The organism is Chryseobacterium sp. FW101-FHT12H09 (assembly GCF_058790395.1).
Genome location: NZ_JBYTCP010000001.1, coordinates 832,756 through 857,257 on the forward strand (window position 1 = coordinate 832,756; position 24,502 = coordinate 857,257).

Genomic DNA, 24,502 nt, shown 5'->3' on the forward strand with positions numbered 1-24,502 from the left:
AATAATCAAACACATAAAATACAAGTTCTTCTGTACAGGTTTGCTTAAATTTAAATGAACTCCGCTTTTTTTACGAGAAATCATCTTTGCAAAAAATTTATAAAATGTTACGAAGAAGATTTTTTTTAACAACTGCAGCATGCTTTTTACTGGGAGGTTTTGCCATTGCCCAAACATCGGTACATGGTGTGGTTGTAGATAATCAGGGAAATCTGCCTAATGCTTTAATCTATCTGGAAAATAAAGCTGAGAAAATAACTTCCAATACAGATGGATCATTTACTTTAAGTAATATTCCTGATGGAAGTTATAGACTTGTAGTGGAATATACCGGTTATGAAAATGCCTATCTGGATTTTACAATAGCAGATAAAAAACCGATAGATTTCGGGCCTATCAAAATAGGTGAAAAGAAAATAAAAGAAAATAGTATTCAGGAGGTCGTGGTAGCCAGTGTATACAAAGCATCCCAGGCAAGAGCTATTACGATGAAGAGGAATTCCAATACCATTACGGAGGTTTTAAGTGCAGACGCTATTGGTAAACTTCCAGACCGTAATGCCGCTGATGCGGTACAACGAATGCAGGGTGTTTCAATTGAGAGAGATATGGGAGAAGGACGTTTTGTTGCCGTTCGTGGAACTCCTGTACAATGGACAGCTTCAACATTAAATGGAAACAGAATGCCCAGCGCGAGTGGTGACAATGCCAACAGAGGGGTTCAGATGGATATTTTCCCCTCAGAATTGATACAGAATGTACGTTTATCAAAAGCCTTAACTCCCGATCTTGATGGGGATGCTATAGGTGGAAATGTAGATTTTATTACAAAAACATCCCCAAATAAAGAAACATTGGCTATCAGTACATCTACCGGATACGTCAATATGTCCAAATCCCCTACTTTTAACTCCTCTATTGTCTATGGAAACAAAATTACAGATAAACTGAAATTTATTTCCTCTGCCGTCATATGGGAACGATCCGGAGCCATAGATCAAATGCGTAATATTTTTAACTATGGACTTACAGATCCTGTATCCTCCTATTCTATCAATCAACTGCAGTTACGTGATTACGTTGCAAACAGAAGAACATTAGGTTTCAACTATGCGATGGATTATGACATCAACAGTAAAAACAAATTATACTTCAAGGGCTTGTATAGTCAGTATAAAGATGGACAATCTGTAAGAGAAACTTATTTTAATTTTGATAATAAAAATGTGACTTTACAAGCCAGACATGCTGATTATCTTACCGATTTATATTCTATGCAGTTTGGTGGAAACCATCAGGTCGGTCAACGTTTAGAAATAGACTGGTCTTTATCCAAAGCAAGATCGGCTTTTAAATTTAACTCTCCCAAGCAATTGGAAGAACATGAGAGAGGCTATCCTATCGTCAACTTTGTACAACCAATGACTTATGGAAATCTGGCTTCTGATGGCAGGAAATATTTTGCCATGGATGCCCCAAATGGTGTTGGTGATCCAAACGGCTACACCTTACCCTATAATCAAAATCCTATATCGGGAAATCAGCTGAAGCTCAATCAGGTTATTCTCAGTCAAAACAGGAACAGTGAAACCGACCTTCGTGGGCAAGTCGACCTGAAATATAATGTAGCAGAAAATTTCAAGCTCCAATTCGGAACCAAATTCGATAATAAGGAAAAGGTTGTAGATGCTGCTGTATTGGTATGGATGCCCAAATCAGCATTGGGAGTTCCAGGAGCTCCGGTAAGTTATATGAATCAATTTGAGCAAATAGCCTTTCCATTTAATGGAGGTTTTATGAATCCTATTGGTAATCCATATAATTCTGTTATTATTAATCAGATCACCAACGGGCAAATTGATCAGTTCTACAACAGTGATACTCAAAATAATCTGGGTCTCTCACAGGTAAGCGGAAAAAACAGTAATTCTAATGTAACAAGCTCTTATCGGGGACAGGAAAATGTTTGGGCAGCCTATCTGATGGGAACCTGGAAAATAAATGAAAATTTACAGTTCCTGGGTGGAGTAAGAAATGAATATAATAATATCTCTTTCTTCGGTAAAAAGGTAATTTCAGATAACAAAGGATCTAAAGTAGAAGATATTAAAGATGGTAAAAAATACAATGTATTTCTTCCTATGGTTAATATGAAATGGAATCTTACTAAGAATCAAATCATAAGAGCTGCATATACAAGATCTTTTGCAAGACCTGATTTCAATGATCTGAACCCTGGAACTATCGTTAATGACCTTGCCAATACAGTAACCCAGGGAAACACTCAGCTAAATCCTACGTTCTCTAATAATTTTGATCTGATGTTCGAAAATTATTTTGGAAAGCTGGATCTGATCACGGCCGGAGCTTTCTATAAAGATATTACTGATTTGATCTACAAGGATCAGTCTATTGTAAGTGTGAATGGACTTCCTTATACATTCACAACTCCTAAGAATTTAGAAGGTGCAAAGCTATATGGTTTTGAAGTAGGAATTTCTAAACGTTTAGAAAATTTACCCGGATTTCTGAAGAATATTGGTTTCGAAGGAAACTATACCTATATCGCGTCGGAAATGAAAATGCCCGTATATGAAAATGGCAAACAAACCGGAACGATGAAAACCACAATTCCAAACCAGGCGAAGCATATCTTTAATACGATACTATTCTATGAAACCAGTAAGTTCATGCTTCGATTAGCAGGAAATTATAAAGGTGACTATGTAAGTGAAATAAGAACGGCTGCAGGTCCGGATCATTATCAGCACTTTGACAAAAATTTCACTGTTGATGCTTCTACCTCATATAGTATCAATAAAAATATCAGACTGTTTGTAGAATTGAATAATATTTTCAACGAACCCAATCGCTACTATATGGGAATAAAATCCAGAGTTGAAAACATTTCTTATTCAGGGATCAGAGGTCAACTTGGTGTAAACTTTAATTTTTAATCATACAATAAACTTCACCTTTATGAAAAAATATATTTGCTCCGCAGCAATGGCTGCTGTTGCATTAATAAACGCGCAGGAAAAGTGCCGGAATATTAAAATCAATCAACTACAGGTAGTAGGAACTCACAACTCTTATGCGGAACCCGTTGATCCAAAAGTGCTGGATCTTGCAGCGCCTATTATTAAAAACTTAATGAAAAAATATGACTCTGGAATGTCTGCCGAACAAAAAGCTAAATTTCAGGAATATCATCCTAACGGTATGGATTTTAATGAAGCCCTTAACTACGATCATCCTGATTTTACACAACAATTAAACGCTAACCTGCGTGGATTGGAGCTGGATGTTTATTATGATCCGGATGGTAATCGTTTTAATAATCCTGCATCTTATCGCGTGCTGAAGGAAAAAGGAGTAAATGATCTTGCTCCTCACAATACTAAAGGATTGGATAAACCCGGGTTTAAAGTCCTGCATATGGCAGACATTGATTTCAGATCCCACTACCCTACATTAAAAGACGCTTTATTGGAACTGCGTGAATGGTCTGACAAACATCCCCAGCATTCCACGATTTTTATTATGGTTGAAGCTAAAGATTCAGGGTTTCCAATTTTCCCTAACAGCACTCAGGTTCTGCCTTTTACTAAAAAAGCATACGATGATCTGGATCAGGAAATCTCACAATATTTAGGCAAAGATAAATTGATTACTCCCAAAGAGATACAGGGTAAATTTAAAACATTGCGTGAAGCAGTAGTTCATAATAATTGGCCTAAAGCAGAGAACAGCAGAGGCAAATTTATCCTGATGTTATTACCGGGAAGTGCAGGAACAAAATCCACTAAAGACAATCCATATTTAATAGATGGCTCCTTGGAAAAGAGACTGATGTTTATGGAAAGTGAACCTGAAGATAGTTTTGCCGCTTTTATTTTGAGAGATAATGCTATTGTCCGTCAAAAAGAAATTCAGGAGATGGTAAAACAAGGATTTATTGTTCGAACCAGGGCAGATATTGAAACTTATGAAGCAAAAGTAAATGACCTCACCCGTGCTAAAGAAGCATTCAGCAGCGGCGCTCAGGTCGTTTCCACCGATTTTTTTAAACCTGGAAACACCTATGGAACATCCTATTTTGTAAAGCCACCTCAGGATAAAGATTATTTTGTAAATCCCATTAATGGTAATTGTCAATAAGTAAACAGCAGGCAGCCTCAAATCATGAGGCTGTTTTTATTTTATCATCTTAACACTCTTTTTCTGACTACAAAAAAAGTAGATCCGGATACATCTGCTGATCGGACATTTCTGAATTTTGTTCCTATAAATCAATACAATGAAAATAATCGTAACAGGCTCTTTAGGAAATATCAGCAAGCCACTGACAAAACACTTAGTAGAAAAAGGACACCTTGTTACTGTCATCAGTACAAGTTCGGACAGAAAAGCAGAAATTGAAGCTTTAGGTGCTCAAGCCGCCATTGGAACAATGGAAGATGTAAACTTCCTTTCTGAGACTTTCAAAGACGCAGATATTGTTTACGCTATGGAAGCATTGAATGCGGGAAGCTTTTTTGATCACAACATAGATTTTATTGCAGCCAGTACTCAGATCGGTAAAAATTACAAAGAGGCATTTGAAAGATCAGGTGTAAAACGTATCGTCCATCTTAGCAGTATCGGAGCACATACGAATAAGGGAAACGGTATTCTAGCGTTTCATTATAATGTGGAAAACATATTGAATAAATTACCTGAAGATGTATCCATAAAATTTATGCGTCCGGTTGGATTCTATTACAATATGTTTGCTTTTATTCCAAGTATAAAAACGCAAGGAGCTATTATTCAGAATTATGGTGGAGACGACAAAGAACCTTGGGTTTCTCCATTGGATATTGCAGAAGAAATTGCAGAAGAAATTGAAAAACCTTTTAATGGCAGAGAAATCAGATATATTGCCAGTGAAGAAATCTCACCCAATGAAATAGCTGAAACCTTAGGAGATGCCATTGGAAACAGGGAACTGAAATGGGAAACTATTGAGGATGAAAAACTGCTAAACAATCTAATTAATACAGGAATGAATCCTCAAACAGCTAAAGGTTTTGTAGAAATGAATGCATCAAGACGTAACGGAATACTGTATGAAGATTATTATGCTCATCAACCTGTTTTGGGCCAAGTAAAAGTGAAAGAGTTCGCCAGGGAATTTGCCATAGCATATCATCAATAATTTCTACATTTGTATCGTGAACAAACAACCTCAAAGAATAAAATCCATCACTGAGTTCCATCAGGTGAGGGGCTTAACCAAACCTGAGCATCCATTGATCAGCGTCATAAATTACAGTGATATCATCATACATTCTCCAGATCAACCTGTGACAAACTGGATATTGGATTTTTATTCTATTTCCATTAAACGCACCTCCAATGCTAAAATGAAATATGGCCAACAGGATTATGATTTTGATGAAGGGGTGATGTTTTTTATGGCACCAGGTCAGGTGTTCAGCGTTAGTGTAGATCCTAATTCAACAATACAACATACAGGATGGATGCTATTAATCCATCCTGATTTTCTGTGGAACACTTCTCTTGCCAAAAAGATCAAACAATATGAATATTTTGATTATTCTGTGCATGAAGCTTTATTTCTTTCAGACAAAGAAGAAACTGTGCTTGGCAATATCATTCAAAATATTGAGCAGGAATACCATTCCAATATTGACAAGTTCAGTCAGGATATTATTATTTCACAAATTGAAACCTTATTAAATTATTCTGAACGTTATTACCAGCGACAGTTCATTACCAGAAAAATAACCAATCATAAAACTCTTGATTCTCTGGAAACCTTACTTACTGAATATTTTAATGAGGAGGACCTCATCAGTAAAGGGCTTCCTACCGTTCAGTATATTGCTGACACTCTAAATATATCACCTAGTTATTTAACCGGATTATTAAAAGTTCTTACCGGGCAGAGCACTCAACAGCATATTCACGAAAAATTAATTGAAAAGGCAAAGGAAAAATTATCTACTACTCAATTATCCGTAAGTGAAATTGCCTATGAATTGGGATTTGAACATCCACAGTCTTTCAGTAAATTATTTAAAAATAAAACCAATCTTTCACCACTGGAATTCAGGCAGTCTTTTAATTGAAATAGTTTATTTTTGAAATCTTCGTTAAGTTCGCGGAAAATTATTCTATGAAAAAAATTTTAGCAGGAGCTTTGGTTTTGAGTTTATTATCTTGTGGCAGCGATGCTGATGAAAATCAAAATACAAATGAGAATGCAAACCTTCTGGGAGTTTGGAAAATGCAAACAAACATTGTCATATCCGGGAAAGATAATACAACTGTTTTACACGAATATCTTCCTGATGACTGTAAAAAACAAAGCACTTATGAGTACAGAAATGACGGAAAATATATATCTAATGATTACAATAATATTGGTAACTCTTGTATAAAAAAGACCGATACCCGCGATTATGTTTACAAACCATCCGAACAGAAAATCATCATAAATAACTCTGTAGAAGCAAAGGTCCTGGAACTCACTTCAAACAAATTAGTGATTTATGTCCCCGATAATTACGATTATAACGGAGATGGCACATTTGATTACTTAAAATATATTTTTTACAAATAAGAACAAATAGTTTCAACTGATAAAAACGCATCATTAGATGCGTTTTTTTATTTTTATTGATCAAGCTTTTTAATTATTTAAATATATAATCATTTAAGATATCTTTATGCAATAAAAACTAATCTGATAAACTTCCATTTCCATGAAAAAAGTCATTACTCTTTTCTTTTTATTTCTCATTCAACAGGCGATTTATGCTCAAAAAGAGCAGTATGCTTTTTTTATGAAAACCTGGAATTTTCTAAAATATTATCATCCGGATCTAGCAAATGGGAAAGTGGATGCTGATAGTCTATTTTTAGCTAATATTGAGAAGGTAGATGAGAAATCGGATGCTAACTCTATTATTAAGCAACTATCAGGAAAACTGAGTAATCCTATTTCCCATTCACTTGTGATTGATGAAGCTAAAGAAGCTTTAACGGTAAATCAGAATTTTGATTGGTATAAAAAGAATAAAATGCTCACTGCGGAAGGTAAAACGATTTTGAGCACTATATTTGAACATCGGTATATAGGAAAAGTTCTAAAAGAAAAACAATATGAGCTTTCCAAAAAAGAACAATTACCACTGCCCTTCAGGCTGCTCATACTTGCTAAGATACAAGGCTCCATAGATTATTTATATCCGCATAAATACCTTATGGATAAGAACTTCGAAGTCTTCTTTACAGATCTGGTGGGACAAGCAATATCTTCACCTTCAAGAAAAGATTTTGAAATTATTCTTGCAAAAGCAATTTCTAAAATGGAAGACAGTCATGCTTTTAAGTTCTATGATCAATTAAACTATAAAAATGAAATCCTACATAGATTTTATTATGCTCCTTTTGATTACCAAGTTTTTAATGATCATCTCTTAATTACTCATCTTATTTTTCCTGAGATCTGCTCTAATGCGCAAATAATGGTTGGAGATAGAATAACCGAAATCAATGGTAAAAGTATTAAACAGATCATCAATGAAAAAAGAGAACTGCTTTCCGTTTCAAATCTTGAGAATCTATTATATCACCTTTCAGATTATCAAAAAAATATGATATGGCCAGATGATGTACAACAAAAAGATTTCAAAATACTACATACCCAAAACAATAAAGCTGAACATACAAAAATCACCTTTATTAATCCTACAGATCAGCAACAAACGTCTGTCATCTCAGCTTATTTAACTGAGAAAATCAGTCTAAAACAGCAACACAAATTGGTTCACAATGATATTGCATATTTTAAAATCAATGATGTATTTTATCTGACTGATAATATTGCAGATGATAAGTTTGACAGTCACATGGATACTATTTTTAAAGAAGCTTCTTCTAAAAAAGCAATTGTCTTTGATATGAGAGGATATCCGAACTGGGGTGGATTTGTTTTTCATTATATTTACAAATACTTCTCACCCAGAGAAAATTATTTTGGAAAATATTATGAGCCTAATTTAAAAAATATGGGTACTTACATTCCTATCAGTTATAAGGTGTATGGCCACTATTACCCTAAGATTGAGAACAAAACAGTAAACCCATATAAAGGAAAAGTTTTTATAATCGTCAATCCTGAAACCTTAAGTATGAGTGAATGGAACACTATGAATCTGCAAAATATTTTTCCTCAAGCCATTACAATAGGACAGCAAACAGCTGGTGCTGATGGAGATACAGTAGAAATACAATTACCAGCAGGCTATTCACTGGTGTTTACAGGGAATGGCATATTCTATTATGATAACACACAAACTCAAAAAGTAGGTATAAGAATTAACGAGTTGATAAAATATACCGATGATGATATTATTCAAAATCGTGATCTGGAATTTGAACATATTTTAAAAGCTATTAAATAAGACAAATAAAATCCAGCATGTAATAAATACATTTACTAATCTGTTCTACTAATATAAAATGTACAAAGCATATGAAAGCTCTTTTCTTTACCCTGTTGTTATTTTTCAACTACCTGCCTGCTCAAGGTCAATCCAAATCTGAAGACTTTTTTCAGACCAGTGATCATGTGCAGATCCATTATAAAGTTTCGGGAACCGGAGAAGCCTGCATTTATATTCCAGGGGGACCGGGACAGGGCTATCCTTCATTTGAACTAATGGGAGGAAATCATCTTGAGAAAAACCTAAAGATGATCTATATGGATCAGAGAGGATCCGGAAAATCTGCTCAGTCGGATGATTATCATTTAGATAAAATGGTACAGGATATTGAGGAATTAAGACAACACTTGAAATTAAATAAGGTTTTCCTCATGGCTCACTCTTTTGGTGGAATTATCGCGGTAAGCTATGCCAAGAAATACCCTCAAAATGTAAAAGGTCTTATTTTAGCCAACGTAACCTTACATTTCTTAAATAATGAATCAGTTAAGGAACAAATTGATTATGCCAATGAACTTCTCCATCTAAAAAATAGAAAAATAGAAAACGATAGTCTTTCTTCCGAGCTTTCCAAATTAAGCAAATCGTTAAGATCAAAACGAATGGGATACAGATTCCTTACTGATGACATTGAGACGATCAAAGAAATGGACAAAATAGATTCATTAAATCCGAGAATTATTGATTTTGGAATGGCTGTGATCTCAAAACCTAAAGAATATCCGGAATATTATGCTGATTATGCGCAATCAACAAAAGACATTAAGGTTCCAACTTTAATCATTACAGGAAAAAAAGACAAAGCGGTAGGTACAAAACATTATCAATCATTCAAATTCGTTAATAAACAAGTGGTTTCAATTGATGGTGGGCATCTTTTGTATTATGAGAAAAACCCAGAATTCATTAATACCGTATGGACCTTTGTAAAGAAGGAAAAATAAATTAGATAGTGATTGTCACTGTTGGTATTGTATTGGATACCTCAACCTTACACCAAAAAAATATTAAGTTATGCAACCACTAAAAAAAATCGACGAGAATACCAATGTTATTACCTGGTTTGAAATCCCTGTTACTGATACCAGCAGGGCAAAAACATTTTATGAGACAATTTTAGACATTAAAATGATTACCCGTTCTATTCCCGAAACCAATGAGGAACTTACTTTTTTTCCTTACAACCCGAATGTAGTTCAGGCAACCTCCGGCAGAATTACAGGCGTTTTATCAAAATCAAAAGACAGCCACCCTTCAGATAAGGGAACGCTGGTCTATATCAATGCTTATCCTGAAATTCAAAAAGTTTTAGATAAGGTGGAGTCTGCTGGTGGGAAAATAGTAACTCCACCCATTCAAATGAACGCAGGTTATATTGCTGTTATCACGGATACAGAAGGTAACAGGATTGGTCTACATGCCGAAAAATAATTTATCATTACTATTTTATTAAAGAATATAAAACGTACTATCAGGTGCGTTTTTTTGTTTGGATTTTTTATTCGTTACCGATAATCAAATAAAAAAATTACCATTCTTTAGCGTGTGTGCTGTAACATTTGTTCATTTCCAAAGACTTAATAATAAAATCAACAAAATAATATAATATGAAATCAATCCACTTTTTGAGTTCTGTTTTTGTAATCTTATCTTTTTTCTCTCTTACAAATGCACAGATTAAAGATCAGACTCCTGAAAAGAATGAAATTGTTCCGAATCTAATAAAGAACGGAAAAGAAACAATGATCTGGTATGCATTAAAGGATACCACTAAAATTGAAATTGCAAAAATATACGCCGATATCAGTCGCAACGGTAAAACCATCAATGTAAAAACCACTGTAAAAATGTCAGGAAAACCTGATTGGGTAGATGAAACTACGGCTGAACTTCCTCAATTAAAACCGATAAAACATACCTCCTTTAATACCCAAAGGGATATGTCTTTAAATTTCGGGAAAACAGTAACCGGATATTACACAGACAAAGTGACAAATGCCAAAACTGAAATCAATGAAAAAGTGGACGGAAGTTTTTTTGACAGTAATCTATACCCGCAAATTATTCGTTGGCTGCCATTAAAGGATAATTACAAAACTGATATTGCCATTTTTGATTATAATCCAAAATCAGGCTCAGGATTAATGAAAGCCCATATTACAAACACTCAAAAAGGAAGTTTCCAAAATAAGGAAGTCTGGATCGTTAGCGTAACGGATGATATTTCAAGTAATGCTGTAAAGATGACTTTTTATATCGATACAAAATCCAATCAGGTATTGAAGCAGGAAATTGACGCAGGGGGAAGAAAAATGCTTATTGAGAGAATTGAAGGAAATTAAGAAGGGAACAGAATAGAGAATATAAAGAGAAAACGCGCCCTTCGGGCGCGTTTTCTCTTTATATAAAGTTTAAAATAATTAAAACTTCAAATCTCCATTTACTTCTCTTACCGCTTTAGCAGCTTCAGCAAACTTCAATTGTTCTTCTACTGTAAGGGTAATGTTTACGATTTTTTCTACACCGTTTTTACCGATAATAGCAGGAACACCTAAACAGATATCACTTTGATTGTATTCACCTTCCAGCATTAAAGAACAAGGGATCATTTTCTTTTGATCACATGCAATTGCCTGAACCATTACAGAAACAGCAGCACCTGGTGCATACCAAGCAGAAGTTCCTAATAATTTAGTTAATGTAGCTCCACCAACTTTAGTTTCTTCAATTACATATTTTTGTTGCTCATCATCAAGGAAGTCAGTTACAGGAACTCCGTTTCTTGTCGCTTTGCTCAATAATGGAAGCATTCCAGTATCACTGTGAGCAGCGATTACCATTCCGTCAACGTCAGAAATTGGGCTTTCTAATGCTTCAGCCAATCTGTATTTAAATCTAGCAGAATCCAGTGCACCTCCCATTCCGATAATTTTGTGTTTCGGAAGACCAGAAGTTTTGTGTACCAAATAAGCCATTGTATCCATTGGATTAGAAACTACGATGATAATAACCTCTGGAGAATGTTTTACTAAGTTTGCAGTAACATCTTTTACAATCCCTGCGTTAATACCTATTAATTCTTCTCTTGTCATTCCAGGTTTTCTTGGAATTCCTGAAGTGATCACTGCTACATGAGAACCTGCAGTTTTGCTGTAATCTCCTGTTGTCCCGGTAATTTTGGTATCAAAACCGTTAAGCGACGCTGTCTGCATCAAATCCATTGCCTTACCTTCAGCAAAACCTTCTTTAATGTCTACTAAAACTACCTCTGAACAGAAGTTTTTCATAGCGATGTATTCTGCACAGCTTGCTCCTACAGCGCCTGCACCTACTACAGTTACTTTCATAATGTATACTTTTTAAAATTATTTATTTTTAGTTCAGTCTAAAAATTTGACTCCCAAATTTAACAATTCCTGAAAAATTGAGCAATCTTTCAGGAAGTTAATTATCTGCAAAGGATAGATTTAGATTTTAATTTGAAAATTAATTAACGTTTAATAAGAACGTATATAATTTTTTAGCTCCTGATAATACTTCGTTATAGTTCTCTTCAGCAACTTCTGTATCCAGAACTTCTTTAAAATTCTTCCACATTGGCCCTGTATTTTCCTGATAACACCCAAAGAAATTGAACGTTATATCATCGAAACCTTCTGTTTTAGAAAGTTGTTTTGCAATCACGTTTCCACCTAAAGTAGACCCTTCGATCACATACATCATTCCTAACGCTTCATTTTCATTATTAATTTCAAGAGCATGAGAAACAACTTGATTTTTCAAAGCAAGGCTTACAAGATCTTTTTCAATCAATGGAAGCTTTTTTCTTTGATTCAATTGAAGTTTCTCAGCGAATTTTCCATTAAGGCTATTAAAAATTTTGTCTTCAGAATGCAAAAGCATTAAATAATTGGTATTGATGATTTTTTTGTAATCTTCTAAACTGAAAGTCTTGTTAAAAATCTTTTCAGAGTTAAAAAGTTTCTCAGCAGCATCGTGATACTCTGCTGTATTTTGTTTAAGATATTCTGAAACCATAATTAGAGTTTATAAGTCCTCCAAATTTAAGGCTTTTTAAACGTTAAAAGAAAAGAAGTACCATCTTTATTATTTTCATAATCCACATTTCCGCCTATTCTTTTCATAATTCGATGAACAATTGACAGGCCTATTCCATTGCCTTTAAATTTCTTTGCATTATCCATCCTGTTAAAAATTTTAAACATCTTATGTTTCTCTTCTTCAGGAATTCCTATTCCGTTATCTGAAATTCGGTAAACAATGGTTTCGTCATTTTCTATCCCTTCAATTTCTACTCTTGGATGATCCTGATCTGACGAATATTTTACAGCATTATTGATGACATTTAGAAATACCTGATGGAGCATTGTTTTATCGGCCAATACTTCCGGACAGTTTTTAATAATGATCTCGCTTTTTGGACTTTCAAAAGTCATTTTAGCATTTTCAGAGATTTTTCTTATTGTATGAACTGTGGGCAGGCTTTCAAGTTCTATTTCACTGTGTTTTGCCCGGCTTAGCTGCAAAACATCATGCATCATCTCTGCCATATTATCAATTTCCTCAATAATAGACTTTAGCTTATTTTTCTCTTTCTCAGATTTATCAAAATTAGCGAGCAGCATTTGAGCATTTAGTTTCATTACGGTAAGCGGGGTTCCAAGATCATGGGAAATGGTATAGGAAAAACTATCAAGTTCTTCATTTACCTTTTTAAGCTGATCATTAAGCTGCTTTATCGTATTGTACTGTTTATGTGAAGTTTCCAAGATCACATCTCTGATTGCCTGTACACCACTTGTATTTCTTGAGCTCCATCTTTTGGAATTCCCTTTAATATTTTCTTTAAAAACTTCAAAAGATGTTCTTGGAGATACCATTTGTTTTTCTTCACCATTGTGAAAGAAAACATCAGTTTTCTTTTCAGGATTTCCGGCCCATTGAATATGCTCATCAAATTCCTTACGAAACCAGATCAGCATCTCATTTTTAGTCCGATCGATAAAATATATAATAATACCTGCTGAATCTTTGTCCAATCCTAAATTCTCACCATATTCCTTCAGGAAACTGCGGTTTACATAAATACTTTTATTCGTATTTTCATATGCCCATTTTACTATTTTTTCAATAATCGCATGTGGAGGAGTTGCTCCTGTTCTTACAATATTTTCATCAGAAATAATAGCCAGTCCATCAGCTTCAGCAAGATCTTTAATTTCTATTCTGTTTTGAACTAAAGAATCAAATAAAGAATTTTGTTTCAGAAATTCTGTTTTCAGATAGGCTGATTTTTCATTAAGATCCATACGATACTCCAGCTCTTTCTTGGTCTTAAAAGATGAATAAGCGTTGGATGCTAAAGCGGTAAAAATTCCGGCCTGTACCCTGTCCTCAAGATCAATATGTTTAGATTCTGAATTCTGACATGTAACCAACCCCCAAAGTTTATCATCAATGATAATAGAAATACTGAAACTGGAAGAAGCTCCGGAATTTTTTATATACTGACCATGAATCGGTGACATTCCTCGTGAAGCCGTAAACGTAAGATCAATATTTTGTTTTGTTTTGCTTAAAATCGGAACTGTTTCAGAATATACATTACTGAAGATTCTTTTTCTCTTCTTCATATACAGCGCTCTTGCCTGTTTGGGAATATCCGTTTCAGGATAATGCAGGCCAAGGTAACTTTGCATATTATCATCTCTCTTTTCAGCAATTACCTTCCCAGAACCGTCTGTCATGAATTTATAGATCATCATCCGGTCATAGTTTACAATTTTAGAAAGTGTACTTAGAAGCTGATCCCAAATATCCTGTGCGTTATCAATCACATAGAAATTATCATATTTGTTCGAAATACGTTTATCAGGATTTTCCAGTACGGTTTCAAACTCTAAAAAGATTTGGCCTCCATTACGGAAAACAGAAAAATGATATTCAGTTCCTTTAATAAAAATTTTATCAAAATAGGTTTCATTTTCACGTCTTGTAAATGTGTCCAATGACTTGTAAATATCAGATTCTATAATGCTTTGAAAGCTTTCAGGAAGATCAGTAATTTTTTTATCGAAAAGTGATTCCTTATTTTCGATAGTAAATATATCCCGGATATTTTCACTGAAAAAAGTAATGAGATAAGATTCTGCGTCAATGCCAATCAGGTATCCAAAACTTTGTATATACCCTGGAATATGGATGGGTTCTTCATGACACTCTACAAAATTCATAATATTCTAAAATCAATCAAATATAACGAATTTTTTGCTGATATATTATAGTGTGGTATCTAATTTATGAGTAGCAATAACTAACTGAAGCTAAACACCTTACATACACACCAATTGTCTTTAATATACACAATTCTGTTAACAAAATCACAATTTTTTCATAGAAATTAATGAGAAATGATTATTAACATTAAAACAGTATTAAAATAAAATTATTCTCTTAATTAAGTAAAATTTAGTAGATTTATATCACCAAAACATGAAAATACGGATAAATAATTGAATATTATTATAAAAAATTCATTATTTACTTCTCTAACAATCAAATACATCAGTATGAAAAAATTCCCATCCATTATGCTTCATTCTTTTCTTCTATCTGGATTATTAAGTCATATCAATTCCAAGGAAAAAATAATAGTGATCAGTTCTGATAATATCAAAATTTATCATGAGCACACAAAATTTCGCGAAGATCAGGTTTTCTAAATTCCGAGGATTTTAGCATTCACCCAATCATTAACCAATACAAAGCACTATGACTTTTTTTTCAACAAAAAAAAGAACGCAATTATTTTGCTTCTTAGTCTTCTCTTTATCAATGAGTGGACAGGTAAAAGATTCTGTTCAAAATAAAACAGAGGAAGAAAATGTAAAATATCCCATACTACAGATCAAAGGTCTTTTCCAGGCTCGATACCTTTTAGGTATGACCAAAAATGTAGACGTTAACGGCCTTCATCACGAGGATGGATCAGGAACAGACAATAATTTTATGCTGAAATATATGCGGGTACAGGTTCGGGCACAGATCAGCAAACGAACAGAAGTTGTTGTTTTGGCCAATCTCGCCGACTTTAAGAATGACCCCAAAAGCAGGGTTCTTGAAAATGCCTATTTAAAATACACTTTTAACCCTAAACTGGCCATTACTGTAGGTCAATTCCGTCCATTATTTGGTATCGAAGAAACTTATCCTATTGATATCATCAAGTCTTTGGATTGGTCTAATCAGTACACCGAGTTTGGAAAATTAGGCTGGACGAGTTTCCAAATTGGAATGGCGGCAACAGGTCAGCTGGAATTGGGAGAAATACCGTTTCAATATGCCGTTTCTGTAGTTAATGGAAATGGGAAAAATCAGGTTAATGATAACGATAATGGAAAGCAGTATTCAACACGATTGGTATTCGGACTGTCCAAAAAATATAATTTTAATGTTGGCTTAAATGGCGGTATCGGTGAAGTTCTGGGCAAGAAAGTATATGCATTGGGGGTTGACTTTAGCTCATTGATCAATTTCGATTCCAAATGGAGCCTTGATATGCAACTAGAAGGTAAACAGGCAACCAACCATGTTTTGTACAACTCCATAACCCCAGAACAAAGACTTTCTAATCCCGATGATTATCTTATTCGCGGAGTTTATTTCCTTCCTAATCTGAGGTATGAAATTAACCATAGAAATCTTAGCGCCTTTGAGCTGTCGTGCCGTTATGAATATCTGGATACTAATTTCAGAGTAAGCTCTAATCCCAGACAGACGGTTACCCCAATGTTCGGATTGGAATTCCTTAAAAACTATGGTGCCAGAATTCAGTTGGGTGTACAATTCGACAGATATAAAAAACAGATCGCAAACACCTCACAATACAATAATAATCTATTCATTGTTCAGGTACAAAGTAGATTTTAATCATTAATATCAATACTATTATGAAAGAAATTAATATCAAGAATACAGCAATAACTTTTGCTGTTGCTCTTATCATCTGGTTTATCCCTGAACCCGATGGTGTTACTGCAGATGCATGGCATCTGTTCGCTATTTTCGCCGCAACAATTTTAGGAATTATTCTTAAAGCTGCTCCCATGGGAACTATGTGTATGATGGCCATTGCGTTTACAGCGCTTACACAAGTGATCGCTCCCGGAGATGCTGGAAAATCAATTACCAAAGCACTTTCAGGTTTCGGAGATAAAGTGATCTGGTTGATTGGGATCTCATTTTTTATTGCCCGTGGATTTATTAAAACCGGATTAGGAAACCGTATAGCTTTTCTATTTATCAGAATATTTGGGAAAAGTTCCCTTGGATTAGCCTATGGTTTAGGACTGGCAGACGTTTGCCTTGCCCCGGCTATTCCAAGTAATACCGCAAGAGGTGGTGGAATCATCTACCCTATTATGAAATCCATGGCCATCAGTTTTGATTCTGTTCCTGAAAAACCTGAAACCCACAGAAAACTGGGTTCATTTTTAACACTGAACAGCTACTATATGAATCTGATTGCTTCTTCAATGTTCTTAACAGGAACAGCCAGCAACCCGATGTGTCAGAAGTTTGCAGCCAACCTTGGCATCAATATCACATGGATGTCATGGGCAGCTGCAGGTTTCCTACCTGGTCTGGTAGCATTTTTTGTTGTTCCTCTTGTATTGTATAAATTGTATCCACCAGAATTGAAAAAAACAGGTGATGCTCCTAAAATGGCCGCTCAAAAGTTGAAAGAAATGGGTCCGATCTCCAAAAATGAATGGCTCATGTTATTGGCATTCTTTATCTTATTAGCTCTCTGGATATTTGGAGGATCCCTTTCAATTGATGCCACTACAACAGCCTTCATAGGTTTAACCCTGTTATTGTTAACTTCTGTACTGACATGGGAAGATGTAAAAGCTGAGAAAGGCGCCTGGGATACTATTGTATGGTTTGCAGTATTGGTCATGATGGCCAGTTCGCTTAATGAACTTGGATTTATTGGATGGTTCAGTGACCTTATCAAGGTTAAGATCGGTGGATTGAGCTGGCAGATAGCCTTTCCTGTAATTATTGTAGTTTATTTTTTCAGTCACTATATTTTTGCAAGTGCTACAGCTCACGTTGCTGCGATGTATGCTGCATTATTAGGTGTAGGAGTTGCTGTTGGAATTCCACCCATGTTATTAGCGATGATGCTTGGTTTTTTAGGATCTATTTATGGGGTTCTTACCCATTACGGTCATGGTCCTGCTCCCGTATTTTTCGGAAGTGGATATGTAGAATTAAAAGCATGGTGGCTTCGAGGTCTCGAAATAGGAATTGTATTACTTATTATTTATATGGTAGTAGGAGGTCTCTGGATGAAAGTATTAGGATATTATTAAATTAATAAAACAAAAAATTATGCTGTCTACTTTGTCAAGAAAAATGCTGATGTGTCTTACCGGACTTTTCCTGAGCTTCTTTTTGTTGATTCATTTCCTTGGAAATCTTCAGCTATTTCTTCCCCAGGATCAGGCTCATTTACAGTTTAATGCGTATTCACATTTTCTGTCAGGAAATATTGTGATTAAAATAGTTTCTTACGTTCTGTATGCAAGCATAATTCTTCATGCAATCGATGGTTTAATAATCACTTTGAAGAATAAGAAATCCAACGCCCATTATCAGGCTGACAGACGTGGAAGAGCCAGCAAATGGTATTCCCGCAATATGGGAATATTAGGAACATTACTATTAATTTTTCTGGTTATCCATTTTCAAAACTTTTGGTATGTATATAAATTCGGAACTCCCCCTCTGGATGAAAACGGAAATAAAGATTTATATATTCTTGTGGTTGCAGTTTTTAAAGAATGGTGGTATGTGATCATTTATATTATATCAATGGCCGCTTTGTGCTACCATCTTATTCACGGGATATACAGTGCTATAAGAACGTTAGGATTATATCATCCTAAATTTGTAAAATGGGTTAAAACCATAGGAATTGCTTATTCAGTAATTATAAGTATCGGCTTTGCACTGATGCCCATCTATATATTCTTTACTTCTAATTAAAATAAAATGATGATGCTAGATTCTAAAATACCTCAAGGACCATTAGAACAAAAATGGACCAATTATAAAAAAACAGCAAAGCTCGTTAATCCAGCCAACCGTAAAAAATTAGATGTAATTGTCGTAGGAACAGGTTTAGCAGGGAGTTCTATTGCTGCATCTTTAGGCGAAATGGGATACAATGTAAAATCATTTTGTTTTCAGGACAGCCCGCGAAGAGCACATTCTGTAGCAGCTCAGGGCGGAGTGAATGCTGCTAAAAATTACAAAAATGATGGTGACAGCGTCTACAGAATGTTTGTAGACACTTTAAAAGGTGGCGATTTCAGAGCACGGGAGGCTAATGTATACCGCATGGCAGAGTGTTCTTTAAACCTCATCGATCAGGCTGTAGCCCAAGGAGTTCCATTTGGGAGAGAATATGGTGGTTATCTCAATAACCGTTCTTTTGGTGGAGTTCAGGTTAGCCGGACTTTTTATGCAAGAGGACAAACCGGACAGCAATTACTTTTAGGAGCTTATCAGGCTTTGATGAGACAGGTTGGCAAAAAAACAATTGAATTATTTTCAAGACATGAAATGCTGGATCTGGTGGTTATAGATGGAAAAGCAAGAGGGGTTATCGTAAGAAATTTAGATACCGGAGAAATTGAAAGGCATGCTGCTCATGCTGTTGTATTGGCTACCGGAGGATATGGCAAGATATACTACCTTTCTACATTAGCAATGGGGTGTAATGGCTCTGCCATTTGGAGGGCTCATAAAAAAGGAGCTTTAATGGCTTCTCCCAGCTGGATTCAGGTACATCCTACTTCGCTCCCACAATCTGGAGATTATCAGTCGAAATTAACCTTAATGTCGGAATCACTTCGTAATGATGGGAGAATATGGGTTCCTTCAAAAGAAAATGAAACCAGAGCTGCTAATGATATTCCTGAAAATGAAAGGGATTATTATCTCGAAAGAAGATATCCGGCTTTTGGAAATCTTGCTCCGAGAGATATCTCATCCCGAGCTGCAAAAGAAAGAATTGATGCCGGGTTCGGAATCGGACCTTTAAAAAATGCTGTATATCTCGATTTTTCAAAAGCAATTAAAGAACAGGGAAAAGAGAAGATTCAGGAAAAATATGGAAACTTGTTTGATATGTATCTTAAGATCACAGGATATGATGCCTATCAGGAGCCTATGATGATATCTCCTTCGGCTCACTTTTCTATGGGTGGTTTATGGGTAGACTACGAGCTGATGACTACTATTCCAGGATTATTTGCTTTAGGGGAAGCTAATTTTGCAGACCATGGAGCTAACAGACTTGGAGCAAATTCTCTTCTTCAGGCTTCCGTTGATGGTTATTTCATCGCTCCTTATACAATTGCCAACTATCTTTCTAATGAAATCCATACTGGAAAAATATCTACAGAAGATCCGGCATTTGAAAAAGCTGAAAATGCAGTTAAACAACAGGTAGAAAATCTGATCAACATCAATGGAACAAAAACCGTAGATCATTACCACAAAACCTTAGGAAAGTTGCTTTATGATTATTGTGGCCTGGCTAGAAATGAAAAAGGTCTAAAATACGCTATTCAGGAAATACAAAAGCTAAAAGCAGAGTTCTATAGAAATGTAAAAGTATCCGGACAGGGAAACAGCATGAATACGGAACTGGAAAAAGCGGGACGCGTTGCCGACTATTTCGAAATCGGAGAATTGATGTGCTATGATGCCTTGACCCGAAATGAATCCTGCGGTGCTCATTTTCGCGAAGAATATCAAACTCCAGATGGTGAAGCTTTGAGAAATGACAATGAATTCCAGTTCATTTCAGCATGGGCATGGACGGGTGAAAACAAAGAACCTGAATTAATTAAAGAACCGCTTGTATTTGAAGAGGTACAACCAACGGTGAGAAGTTATAAATAAAAACAAAAATTATGGATTTACATTTGAAAATATGGAGACAGAAGGACGGAAAGACCAAAGGAAAGCTGGTAAATTATGATTTAAAAGAATTGAATTCTCATATGTCTTTTCTTGAAATGCTGGATACTTTAAATGAAAAACTGATCACTGAAGGCGAAGAACCCGTAGAGTTCGATCACGATTGTCGTGAAGGAATCTGTGGACAATGTGGAATGATGATCAACGGTTTAGCTCACGGTCCTTTAAAAAATACCACGACATGTCAGTTGCATCTGCGTTCTTTCAAAGATGGAGAAACTATTGTTATAGAACCCTTCCGGGCAGAAGCATTTCCTATAAAAAGAGATTTAAAAGTAGATCGTTCAGCTTTCGACAGAATAATCTCCTCAGGAGGTTTCGTTTCCATAAATACGGGACAGGCTCCCGATGCAACAGCCATAGCTGTTACGCATCAAACTGCCGAAGAAGCTTTTGACTCCGCTGCCTGTATAGGATGTGGGGCATGTGTGGCAACCTGTAAAAATGCAAGTGCCGCTTTATTTACATCTGCTAAAATTACACATATGGTTCTTCTTCCTCAGGGTAAGGAAGAAAGAAGTAAGCGCGTTATAGATATGGTAAAGCAAATGGATAGCGAGTTATTTGGACATTGTTCCAACACTGAAGCCTGTGAAGTAGAATGCCCGCAAGGTATTTCAGTTCTCAATATCGCCAGAATGAATTATGAGTATAGCAGAGCTTTATTCTTCGGGAAGAAGTAGTTGAATAGTGATAGTCCTAAACTGTAAAAAGCAAAAGGGTAAAATTACTTTTACCCTTCCTACTCATCTATTCTTTTCTGCGACTTTAGCAATTCATCGCTTTACTGCTTTTATCCTTTGTTTTAAACTTCCTTATCGAAATACAGCATATAGAATTTTCCTTTTTCATCTTGTCCCTGCTCCAGCATTTTTCGATCACCATGGATGTAAATATGGAAATTCTTATCTAATTTGATAATACTCTTAAAATGTCGCTGCGTCTTTTTCACTGCAGCTTCACTGATTGGGAATTCTTCAGCAATATTGACCTGCATATCCTGTTCGTAATCTGTTTTAAAATTAACGAAACTTTCAATCACATGCTGGTCACCTAATACTTCAGTTGCAAAATCATCAAGTTTAAATTCCTCTTTTTCTTTGAAGAAATTAATCGATTTATTTAAAAAGTCAGCCTGATCTGCTTTTGAAACTTCAAACTCCTGAGGAAGCTGTTTTGTAATATAATCTTTATAAACCATTAACGCTTCCTGAGTGTGGAAATACTCATCATCACGCTGTTTCACTTTCAGGAAATCTTCAAACCAATAATACATATCTCCGTTTTTGTTGTTATCAACTACAGACAATACGTATCCATTCTCTTTATGATTATTATAGATCAAAGCTGCTTTATCAATTTTTGATAATCCGATACCCTGATCTTTTTCCAATGCAAAAGTTTCTTCCTGAGGGAATATCTTTAAGAAAGATTCTCTTTTTTCAGTTTTAAAAATCCCGATCTTATCTACTTTCTCATCCCCTTCTCTCTCATCTTCAAAGAATACAATAAATAACTCACCCCCCTGAACTCTAGGGTTTTCAGCAGCTTCAAAAAGATGCTTAGCAATGTTTTCAGACTCCCATAGGAATTTAGCCTTATCCTCAAAAATTTCTGTTACAGAACTGTAAACAGGATTATTTACTAAATAAGTATCACTATAAAACTGATAGGTTTCTTCTGTTTTAAAAGAACCTAAAAAATAATCTTCAAGCATTTCTGCCATCCCTTCTTCCAACTGCAATTCTTCCTGAGAAAGTGTTAAAGACTCACCATTGATCTTATTACCGACTCTGTGTACTATAATTTTTGAAAACATTTTTGATTTTTATGGACTGCAAAGATATTAATAATCTCAAATATCGAGCAGCATTTCGTTTTGATAATAACCCTATCATTTTGGATAGCTTTTTTGCATTATAAAATTCAACAAAAATAATCAACACATTGAATTACAACCAATTAAAACAAACCAATCTTTAAAGGAATGCAATTGGCATCATCATTATCAAAACATACAAAAATGGACTTAAAAACTTTAAACAAAATCGACAAGCTACGAAGATTAAAAAGCACAGGGCCAAAAACTCCAAAATGGATGAAGCCCTATCATCTGTTGCTTATAGCATTCTTAGTGATTTTTATTTTTGGAGGATTTATAAAATTTTTAGAACAAAATCATTATTAATATGAATTATTTACAAGCCGTTCAGGAAATTACAGAAGTAATTCCTAGCATACAGTATGAATTGGATGAAACTAAAACGCAGAGTTCTTATAGTATGATGAATACTTTTACAGATCACATCAAAAGAATGATTCGTCAAAATGAAAGACCTCTTTTATTTAAAAGTCTAAAAAAGATGGGTACGATCTATAAAAACGGAGATGCAGTACTTAAAAATGCCATAGAATGCACTTTTATCTATTCATTGGACAATGTAACAACTTTCTGCAGTGAAGAATACCGAAAAGCTATCTTTAGTCATATGTCCAAGGATCTTCAGAGAATTTATTCCAAACAGATTTATACACATGGTATATAATGGCAGTAATTGTAAGAAGAAATAATCATTTTGTCACATTACAGAGATTTTTCTAAAAATAGATTCCTCAAAAAACTGACACTACTTTTTTTTATTACATTTTTCAACGATTTCATTACAAAATTATTACGATTATGAAGACAAAAATCAGAAAACAATTTGACTGGAAACAATGGAAAGAGTCGAATTCCAGACACAATATTGAAATCCTAGCTACTCACATTGCACTGATCATCGGAGTATTTATTTTTGCTGCCTGCTTATAAGTTTGGTACACTTTTAGCGGCAGTAAAAGTGTTTGAAAAATAAAATATTATTTATGATGAACGAGCCAATGCAAACTATTAATGAAGAGACCGCTGTAGAGTATTTAAAATTTTTCTATCCCACTCTTAGAAGTGAAATTACACAGTTATCGGTGCAAAATAATTTTGCAGGTATTATCCAATCAACTGTAAACTACTTAAAAAACCTTTTACGAGAGTCCAAAATCAATATTATCGGCCATCACATCAAACTGATGGAAGGGATCTATAGAAATGCAGATTCATATGTAAAAGATATTATCGAAAATCTTTTCGTAAGATCTTTTGAAAGTTTTAAGAAACATACTAAGATACAGCATTGGAATGCCATTTTCCAGTACATGCCTGTCAATTTCCAGGAGATCTATCTGGAGCAACAAAAAAAGGATCAAATATTTTTTGGTAAAAGATAATTTTAAATAAAAATACCCCCGAATCAATAGATCCTGGGGGTATTTTTTATCTTAATCTCTTTTTCCTATTGAGCTTTTTTCTTCACAAAAACCTTTTGAATAGTAGCAAGTTCCTCTTTACTGAGCTTTGTTGTTTTTTCCAGTTTAGCTAAAAAAACGTCAACCTCTTCTGGTGTTGCCGGAGATCCTAGATTTTCGCCTTTATCATTAAAAGAATCTGCCAGAACCTCGCCTTTAGGATCTAAGATCAACCAAAAAGGAAGTCCTGCATCTTTTCCCTTATACCTGCTCATCATTTCCTCCCCACCCGGATTTTCAAGCACTTTCTTTTCTCCTCTTTCCTGAACATCAAGATAAGCGGTAACATAGTTTTTATCAAATAGTGGTTTTGTTTCCGGCAGGTTCATATTTTTCTCCATTAGCTTACACCATTGGCACCATGAAGCATGAAACACTAAAAGGACATTTTTATTTTCTTTTTTTGCTTCACTAAGCGCTTTATTTAATACTACATCTGCTTTTTCCTGTGCAAAACCTATCTGAAATAACAATAAGGTAACAACCAAAATAATTTTAGAATACTTCATTTTTGTCTTTTAAAAATTTAACTAAACGAATGTACTTAATTTTTTCTTTTG

At 34.8% G+C, this 24,502-nt stretch carries 23 protein-coding genes; 18 read left to right on the forward strand and 5 right to left on the reverse strand.

Translation table 11 applies throughout. The features are described from left to right. Positions 1-104 precede the first annotated feature (104 nt). From AC3WRL_RS03785 to AC3WRL_RS03825, 9 genes are all read left to right on the forward strand, one after another. The gene (locus tag AC3WRL_RS03785; protein ID WP_492329766.1) at positions 105-2,957 is read left to right on the forward strand and encodes a TonB-dependent receptor; all 2,853 of its coding nucleotides are present in this window, start codon (positions 105-107) and stop codon (positions 2,955-2,957) included. 22 nt (positions 2,958-2,979) lie between these two features. Continuing rightward, positions 2,980-4,161 carry a phosphatidylinositol-specific phospholipase C domain-containing protein gene (locus tag AC3WRL_RS03790; protein WP_214832445.1) on the forward strand — a complete coding sequence of 394 codons (1,182 nt, stop codon included), beginning with the start codon at positions 2,980-2,982 and terminating at the stop codon, positions 4,159-4,161. Positions 4,162-4,300: 139 nt separating this feature from the next. Continuing rightward, on the forward strand, positions 4,301-5,200 hold the full coding sequence (locus AC3WRL_RS03795) for an NmrA family NAD(P)-binding protein (RefSeq protein WP_492329767.1): 900 nt from the start codon (positions 4,301-4,303) through the stop codon (positions 5,198-5,200). A gap of 13 nt (positions 5,201-5,213) precedes the next feature. Further along, on the forward strand, positions 5,214-6,137 hold the full coding sequence (locus AC3WRL_RS03800) for a helix-turn-helix domain-containing protein (protein WP_214833195.1): 924 nt from the start codon (positions 5,214-5,216) through the stop codon (positions 6,135-6,137). A 47-nt stretch (positions 6,138-6,184) separates the two neighbouring features. Then, complete coding sequence (locus AC3WRL_RS03805; protein WP_492329768.1) at positions 6,185-6,631, forward strand: lipocalin family protein; 447 nt, start codon at positions 6,185-6,187, stop codon at positions 6,629-6,631. A gap of 142 nt (positions 6,632-6,773) precedes the next feature. Beyond that, positions 6,774-8,477 (forward strand): S41 family peptidase, encoded by a 1,704-nt coding sequence (locus AC3WRL_RS03810; RefSeq protein WP_492329769.1) that lies wholly within the window; start codon positions 6,774-6,776, stop codon positions 8,475-8,477. Positions 8,478-8,548: 71 nt separating this feature from the next. Continuing rightward, a complete protein-coding gene (locus tag AC3WRL_RS03815) occupies positions 8,549-9,463 on the forward strand; it encodes an alpha/beta fold hydrolase (RefSeq protein WP_214832467.1) in 915 nt (304 codons plus the stop codon). Between the two features lie 70 nt (positions 9,464-9,533). Continuing rightward, positions 9,534-9,950 carry a VOC family protein gene (locus AC3WRL_RS03820; RefSeq protein WP_214832469.1) on the forward strand — a complete coding sequence of 139 codons (417 nt, stop codon included), beginning with the start codon at positions 9,534-9,536 and terminating at the stop codon, positions 9,948-9,950. A gap of 176 nt (positions 9,951-10,126) precedes the next feature. Next, complete coding sequence (locus AC3WRL_RS03825; protein ID WP_492329770.1) at positions 10,127-10,861, forward strand: DUF3108 domain-containing protein; 735 nt, start codon at positions 10,127-10,129, stop codon at positions 10,859-10,861. A gap of 78 nt (positions 10,862-10,939) precedes the next feature. On the opposite strand, the gene AC3WRL_RS03830 is transcribed toward AC3WRL_RS03825, so the two are convergent. The 3 genes from AC3WRL_RS03830 to AC3WRL_RS03840 form a co-directional block, all read right to left on the reverse strand. Further along, entirely contained in the window at positions 10,940-11,866 is a 927-nt protein-coding gene (locus tag AC3WRL_RS03830) for a malate dehydrogenase (RefSeq protein WP_214832473.1), read from the reverse strand. Between the two features lie 139 nt (positions 11,867-12,005). Further along, a complete protein-coding gene (locus AC3WRL_RS03835) occupies positions 12,006-12,557 on the reverse strand; it encodes a biliverdin-producing heme oxygenase (protein ID WP_214832475.1) in 552 nt (183 codons plus the stop codon). A gap of 26 nt (positions 12,558-12,583) precedes the next feature. Next, positions 12,584-14,773 (reverse strand): ATP-binding protein, encoded by a 2,190-nt coding sequence (locus tag AC3WRL_RS03840; RefSeq protein ID WP_492329771.1) that lies wholly within the window; start codon positions 14,771-14,773, stop codon positions 12,584-12,586. A gap of 336 nt (positions 14,774-15,109) precedes the next feature. Between AC3WRL_RS03840 and AC3WRL_RS03845 the strand changes: the two genes are divergently transcribed. Genes AC3WRL_RS03845 through AC3WRL_RS03870 form a run of 6 tightly spaced genes read left to right on the forward strand, consistent with a single transcriptional unit; the run spans position 15,110 to position 21,283 of the window. After that, on the forward strand, positions 15,110-15,262 hold the full coding sequence (locus AC3WRL_RS03845) for a hypothetical protein (RefSeq protein ID WP_261511200.1): 153 nt from the start codon (positions 15,110-15,112) through the stop codon (positions 15,260-15,262). 49 nt (positions 15,263-15,311) lie between these two features. After that, a complete protein-coding gene (locus tag AC3WRL_RS03850; protein ID WP_492329772.1) occupies positions 15,312-16,469 on the forward strand; it encodes a porin in 1,158 nt (385 codons plus the stop codon). Between the two features lie 20 nt (positions 16,470-16,489). Then, the gene (locus AC3WRL_RS03855) at positions 16,490-17,920 is read left to right on the forward strand and encodes an anion permease (RefSeq protein ID WP_214832481.1); all 1,431 of its coding nucleotides are present in this window, start codon (positions 16,490-16,492) and stop codon (positions 17,918-17,920) included. A gap of 19 nt (positions 17,921-17,939) precedes the next feature. Continuing rightward, positions 17,940-18,596: a succinate dehydrogenase cytochrome b subunit gene (locus tag AC3WRL_RS03860; protein WP_261511198.1), complete on the forward strand. Its 657-nt coding sequence runs from the start codon at positions 17,940-17,942 to the stop codon at positions 18,594-18,596. Positions 18,597-18,605: 9 nt separating this feature from the next. Further along, complete coding sequence (locus AC3WRL_RS03865) at positions 18,606-20,522, forward strand: fumarate reductase/succinate dehydrogenase flavoprotein subunit (RefSeq protein ID WP_492329890.1); 1,917 nt, start codon at positions 18,606-18,608, stop codon at positions 20,520-20,522. A gap of 11 nt (positions 20,523-20,533) precedes the next feature. Then, positions 20,534-21,283 (forward strand): succinate dehydrogenase/fumarate reductase iron-sulfur subunit, encoded by a 750-nt coding sequence (locus tag AC3WRL_RS03870; protein ID WP_261511197.1) that lies wholly within the window; start codon positions 20,534-20,536, stop codon positions 21,281-21,283. Between the two features lie 122 nt (positions 21,284-21,405). Here the strand turns inward: AC3WRL_RS03870 and AC3WRL_RS03875 are convergent, their stop codons facing one another. Next, positions 21,406-22,419 (reverse strand): nucleoid-associated protein, encoded by a 1,014-nt coding sequence (locus AC3WRL_RS03875; protein WP_492329773.1) that lies wholly within the window; start codon positions 22,417-22,419, stop codon positions 21,406-21,408. A 370-nt stretch (positions 22,420-22,789) separates the two neighbouring features. On the opposite strand from AC3WRL_RS03875, the gene AC3WRL_RS03880 reads away from it, so the two are divergent. The 3 genes from AC3WRL_RS03880 (at position 22,790) to AC3WRL_RS03890 (ending at position 23,864) form a co-directional block, all read left to right on the forward strand. Further along, complete coding sequence (locus AC3WRL_RS03880; protein WP_214832489.1) at positions 22,790-23,146, forward strand: DUF7674 family protein; 357 nt, start codon at positions 22,790-22,792, stop codon at positions 23,144-23,146. Positions 23,147-23,280: 134 nt separating this feature from the next. Continuing rightward, the gene (locus AC3WRL_RS03885; protein ID WP_261511196.1) at positions 23,281-23,412 is read left to right on the forward strand and encodes a hypothetical protein; all 132 of its coding nucleotides are present in this window, start codon (positions 23,281-23,283) and stop codon (positions 23,410-23,412) included. A 53-nt stretch (positions 23,413-23,465) separates the two neighbouring features. Further along, positions 23,466-23,864: a DUF7674 family protein gene (locus tag AC3WRL_RS03890; protein WP_492329774.1), complete on the forward strand. Its 399-nt coding sequence runs from the start codon at positions 23,466-23,468 to the stop codon at positions 23,862-23,864. A gap of 65 nt (positions 23,865-23,929) precedes the next feature. On the opposite strand, the gene AC3WRL_RS03895 is transcribed toward AC3WRL_RS03890, so the two are convergent. Beyond that, positions 23,930-24,451 carry a thioredoxin family protein gene (locus tag AC3WRL_RS03895; RefSeq protein WP_492329775.1) on the reverse strand — a complete coding sequence of 174 codons (522 nt, stop codon included), beginning with the start codon at positions 24,449-24,451 and terminating at the stop codon, positions 23,930-23,932. Between the last annotated feature and the right edge of the window lie 51 nt (positions 24,452-24,502).